At 40.9% G+C, this 5430-nt stretch carries 4 protein-coding genes; all 4 read right to left on the bottom strand.

Features of this window, described 5'->3' with window-relative positions; translation table 11 throughout:
* Nucleotides 1-804: 804 nt before the first annotated feature.
* A complete protein-coding gene (gene nrfD / locus CXF78_RS12660) occupies nt 805-1746 on the bottom strand; it encodes an NrfD/PsrC family molybdoenzyme membrane anchor subunit (RefSeq protein WP_102036996.1) in 942 nt (313 codons plus the stop codon).
* Nucleotides 1743-2315, bottom strand: a complete 573-nt coding sequence (locus CXF78_RS12655) for a 4Fe-4S dicluster domain-containing protein (RefSeq protein ID WP_102036995.1) — start codon at nt 2313-2315, stop codon at nt 1743-1745. Before CXF78_RS12655 ends, nrfD begins: the two co-directional genes overlap by 4 nt.
* A gap of 28 nt (nt 2316-2343) precedes the next feature.
* Nucleotides 2344-4626: a thiosulfate reductase PhsA gene (phsA, locus tag CXF78_RS12650; RefSeq protein WP_102036994.1), complete on the bottom strand. Its 2283-nt coding sequence runs from the start codon at nt 4624-4626 to the stop codon at nt 2344-2346.
* 252 nt (nt 4627-4878) lie between these two features.
* On the bottom strand, nt 4879-5430 hold a 552-nt coding region (locus CXF78_RS12645), incomplete at its 5' end, for a sensor histidine kinase (protein ID WP_145991433.1).

Here is a 5430-nt window from a genome sequence, read left to right as displayed (position 1 = left end):
AAATTTAATCCAAAAATTGTTCAGTTAATTAAGGGGGGAAGGACTACATATTTAGTGTGCTAGCCTTTTTTCTTCCTCACCTTGACTACCTCTGTAGCATTCGATTCTTTTTTCAACTTACGCTTTTCTTTTAGCGACAACAATGGTTTTTTCATTTCATGCTTAGACATATCATTACCTTATAAACTAAATATTAATCACGTTTATTTAATGCAACAAACTCGTTTTTTGAAATAAATAATCCACCGCCCTCCTTTTAGAACTTTTTTGGTTTATTTGTATTATATTAAAATTAATTGTCATTACAGACTTTTAAAAAAACTAATTATTATCTGTAGATAAAGCAAAGGTTGAGTTAATCCTATTGACGAAAAATAGTTTAACAAAATCTAAGCCTCAACATATAAATGTAAGCTGTTTTTCAAATGTTAATTTTAATTGTAGATTCTGTCAGAAACAGATGGGCGCAAATGTACGCCCGCTTAATCGGGGAATTTTAGGGCGAAGCTCCCTAAAAAAATAATTGAATAGAATGTGAATATTGATGTTTTCATAAAGCCAATATAGCAGCTTAAATAATAACTTCAAGTATAGGTTAGCGGTAAAGTTGAATATTCTACGGTTGTCGTTCCAAACGTATGGGTTTGACAGTGAATGCGGTCGACCTTAGTGTTTGGTCACAAACCAAAGACCCACGATAATTGTTGTTACAACTGAATACTGCAGCCAATGACCTAATTTTTACCCTCCAATCAACTTTAGTCAACTGGAGGGTAAAAGATTACTTATTTACTTATTTCTTGGTTAACTTATATAACTTTGTCCAGCATAGATGATGAAGTGTCGTAATGCTAAAACCCCCGTCAAACTACAACAGGCAACTGATATCATGATGGCTTTATTGTGACGAGCATTGGCAGGTAAAAACATAGACAGAATAGGAACGATAAACCCGATTCCGACTACGCCTACCCAAAACACGCTAGCCCAAATGTCGGTACTTAACGATGCTAATGCTTCAGCAGCTGCGCCTCCGGTGAAATAAAGAGTACTAAACAGCATCACTAAAAACATCATTTCAGACACGATTACCGGTAAATCCAGGCTGTGCATTTTTGCCACATCGTTATCATGGGGGCTGCTATTAAAACAGGTTAACGCAACGATTAAGTTACCCGCTGCTCCCGCTGATAAACCAGATGCTAAAAACAATGCCGGTAATACTGCTGTATTTAGCATTGGGTAGGCATTCATGGCCGAGATTAAAAAGCCAGTATACGCACCAACACCTATAGCAAGTACAAATAGTAGGATTTCGATGACTTTACGTATTGGTAATAGCATGTGCCCTATTCGGGCTAAAAATCCTAACTTCCACTTTGGTAAATCATCTCGCAATACAATCAATGCATAAGCAATACCTAACGGTGAATAAGCCAATAAGGCCAACACACCAATCGCCATTACAGATGTAAAATTATAATTGACTAAGATGAGCCAGAAATGAAATGGTTTTGTTAAATCAAACACTAAACAGGCCAAACCTAAGCTTATGGCTACTGGCCCGATAATGGCAGAGGCTTTTAATATCGAAGTTTCAATATTGTCCCCTTTACTATACCAACGCATACCAATACCAATGAGTACGCTACCTGCCGATAAACCGGCCATAAATAAATAAACGGCGATAACCCAGTTCCATGTCACTGGATCATATTGCGCCATGTCGCCCCATATATTGTTCATGACTCTATCCCTCCTCGTTTAGTCGGAACGCGGTACACTCGTGGTTTGGTACCTAAATGCGTTTTGTCTTGATAGGTTATTTTTGTATTCAGTAATTGAGCAACCTCACTTTTGCTGTCGTTAGCATCGCCAAAATACAATGCATCTGTTGGGCATGCTGTAACACAAGCGGGTTGTTCACCTCTGGCTAGGCGAGTGTCTTTACAGAAATTACATTTGTCTGCAGCCTTTGTTATAGGATTCATAAAGCGCACTTTGTATGGACATGCCGCGACACAATACATACAGCCAACGCACTTATCGTTATGAATAGACACTAAGCCATTTTCGTCTATATAAGCGGCACCTGTAGGGCAAACACTGACACAAGGTGCGTCTTCGCATTGCTGACAGGACACACGGTGATATTTAAAATGTAAGTTTGGTGCTTCACCAAAAGGACCTTCCACCCTAACTTGCAGGCGAGTTACCCCTTCAGGAACTTCGTTTTCACTACGACAAGCTATATTGCAAGCTTGGCAGCCGATGCATTTATTTTCATCATGCACCATGACATATCGTTTGCTCATAGGAGACTCCAAATCAATTAGTTACCGGCTAAATTTTTACCAACTTGACACCCGTGGTATGTAAATTCATGCCACAGATGGGGGCGATGACATTAGGAAGTAGGTTGCCGCAATGGATACCTTTTCCTGTGGCTCGCACCAGTTCTTTATTTTTGGAGCCAAAGCCCATGTATGCAAACACAGTATCTTGACGAATCCCTGGGGTGACTAAGGCGGTGCCTTCCTCACTGCCCACACTGCTGGTTAATCTAATCGCATCACCGCTATGGATATCGAGTCGCCCGGCCGTTATTGGATGGATCCAAATCGCATTTTTCGACATAAGATTGGCTAACATTGGAATATTATGGGTGGCGCCATTGGTGTGTACCGCGACCTTCCCTTGTATAAAGTACAACTCATCAGCTTGTTTTAGTTGTACATCGCGATGCTTAATCACACCTCGACCTGGAGCCATGCCTTCTATTTTGGGTGACGTTAACTCAATCTTGCCGCTGGGTGTTTTAAAGCTCATTGAGCTTGCATAAGTACCGTCTGCATCAACACTTTTGGCATTGGGATAAGCCTTAACGAATTCGGTAACCATTTCAGGTTCACGCAACATCAATGGCTTACCGTAGCTGACGTAACCCATTTTTTTGATGTGTTCCAATAAGCTATGATCGCGATTCAGCTGCATTAATTGCAATGTTTGTATATTGTCCCAAGGGTAAAATTGTTCAAGCCCTAAAGCTTGACCTAATTCTTTAAATATTTGCCAGCTTGGGCGAGTATTACCAATGGTTTCAACCACACGTTGACGAACATAATAGGCCGGATTTTTACCTGATTTATCTTGTATCTCTTCATCGCGTTCAAGATAAGTCGATTCTGGCAAAATATAATCTGCGTATGCAGCGGTTTCACTGATATACAGGTCACATGACACCACTAAATCTAGCTTTTTAAGCGATTGTTCTACTTTGGCTCGGTCTGTAAGGGTTTGCATTGGGTTAGTACGGCTCATTACCCATGCTTTTAATTGATACGGTTTGGCGTCTAATGTTGCATCTAAAATGGTTTGATAAATGCCACCATTTGACCACATCATTGCATACTGCTTTTCAACCTGGTCAATGCGGATTGCCGTTGGCTTAGGCATGCCTTTAACACCCGGTTTGGCTAGCGCTGGGGCCACATTCTCACCGGCAAGTTTATTGTAGCCAGGTGCTTTCTGGCCCATGTAAATGCCCCCTTTTCGTTCGATGTTCCCAATCAATATGTTGGCTGCATATAACGCACGGCGCATGTCGAACTCTTCTGGTGTAAAGGTAGCGCGATGGCCAAAATCAACAACGGCGTGTGGAGCGTGGCTTGCGTATTCATGTGCAATACGTCGAATGGCAGTGGCAGACACATCTGAAATAGTTTCGGCCCATTCTGGGGTATATTTTTGTACTTCAGCGGCGAACTCATCAAAACCAACAACATATTTTTCAATGAAGTCATGGTCATATAAATTGTCATTGATCAACACATGACATAACGCTAACGCGACCGCGACGTCGGTACCCGGACGTATTGCATGCCACTCATCAGCCTTATCTGCCACAATCGAGAATCTAGGTTCAAATACAACTAACTTGGCTCCTCTATCCATTTGAGCTTGCATCAAGCCTCTTGTTTCAGACATATTGATGCCTTCATACAGGTTATGCCCAAAGTTGATGATGTATTTGGCATTGCTCAAATCACGCTTCATTTTGGTGCCAAATATTGCCTTAGCAGCAACAACATAACTGCCTGGGCACGTTGAGGCATGAGTAAATGTATTGGGCGATCCAAAAGCCTCAGCAAGATGAAATATATGACCTGAAAGTGAACCAGACTTTGAAGAGAACGCTATGGTTTCTGCACCATATTGTTGTTTTATTTGGTTCATTTTGGCGGCAATTTCTTTATAAGCATCAGCCCATGAAATCTCTGCCCATTCACCTGCGCCGCGTTCACCCACACGCTTAAGTGGATTAACGATACGCTGTGGATCGTAAAGTAAGCTATGGCCAGCTCCACCTCGGGCGCAGACTTTGCCACCAAACGATTTAGCTTCTTTATTACCAGTAATAAATACGTTTTTTCCATCTACAATGCGTGCCTTAATAGGACACCGCGTTGAACACATTTCACAAATACTGGCAACTTCAGAAGCAACACCTTTTAAGGGTGATTTTTCTAACGCTGCTAGCGAACCAGGAAGCATGCTTGCTAAAGCACATGTGGCACCACTGGCACCCGCTCCCTTTAAAAAATGACGTCGATTTAACTCAATCATGATTGCCCCCCTTCATCTTCAACGAAGCACGAAGTTTTTCTCTGTTTACTTATTATTAATGGTACTAACCAGACCCAAACTGTAGTCAGCATCATCGCTAAAACCATTGTTAATCCATATGTAAATTAAGGGTATTGTGGTAAACCACATTGAGGGGCGTGATTTGATTGATGTCACGGTTTAACATCTCAATAAAATGAGATAAGCAAAAAAGACAGGTTGGAATTTCAGTAAAGAAGAGTATTTGATTGATTAATCTGGCATAGCATTTAATGGGATAACAATGAGAACCCGACATCCATATCGCCACGGTGGGCTTGGGTCATCTTTGCATTTTGATAAGTTTATCTGACCACCAAAAAGCGCAATAACATCACTACAAATAGCCAACCCAAGCCCTAGACCATTGGCTTTGGTAGTAAAGAAACTTGTTTTAAAATCATCGTTGGCACAGGTTAACCCAATACCATTATCATAAATTTTCAGCTGTAAACTTTGATCAACAATGTGTAAATCTATCAATATCCGTTTGCGGCTATGAAGTGGAAACTCTTTTTCAGACACTGCATCAATGGCATTTTTTAACACGTTAATCAACACCTGACAAAAACCAACTTTATCACCATGCAGCTTAATTTCAGTGGTAGTGAATTGAGTTTTGATGTTGATTTTTTCTTTTTCGAACTCATGCTCTAGTAAGTCTAGGCAAATCATTAATTGTTCTTGCACATCAAACTCAGTACTTGCAGTACCTTTTCGTTGCAGCAATTCTCTGATCCTATGAACGATTTCTCCTGCACGCAT

It is taken from the genome of Shewanella sp. 11B5, from assembly GCF_002836795.1.
Lineage (GTDB): Bacteria > Pseudomonadota > Gammaproteobacteria > Enterobacterales > Shewanellaceae > Shewanella > Shewanella frigidimarina.
Note: the sequence above shows the minus strand (reverse complement) of the source record. Positions and strands in the feature narration are given on the sequence as shown.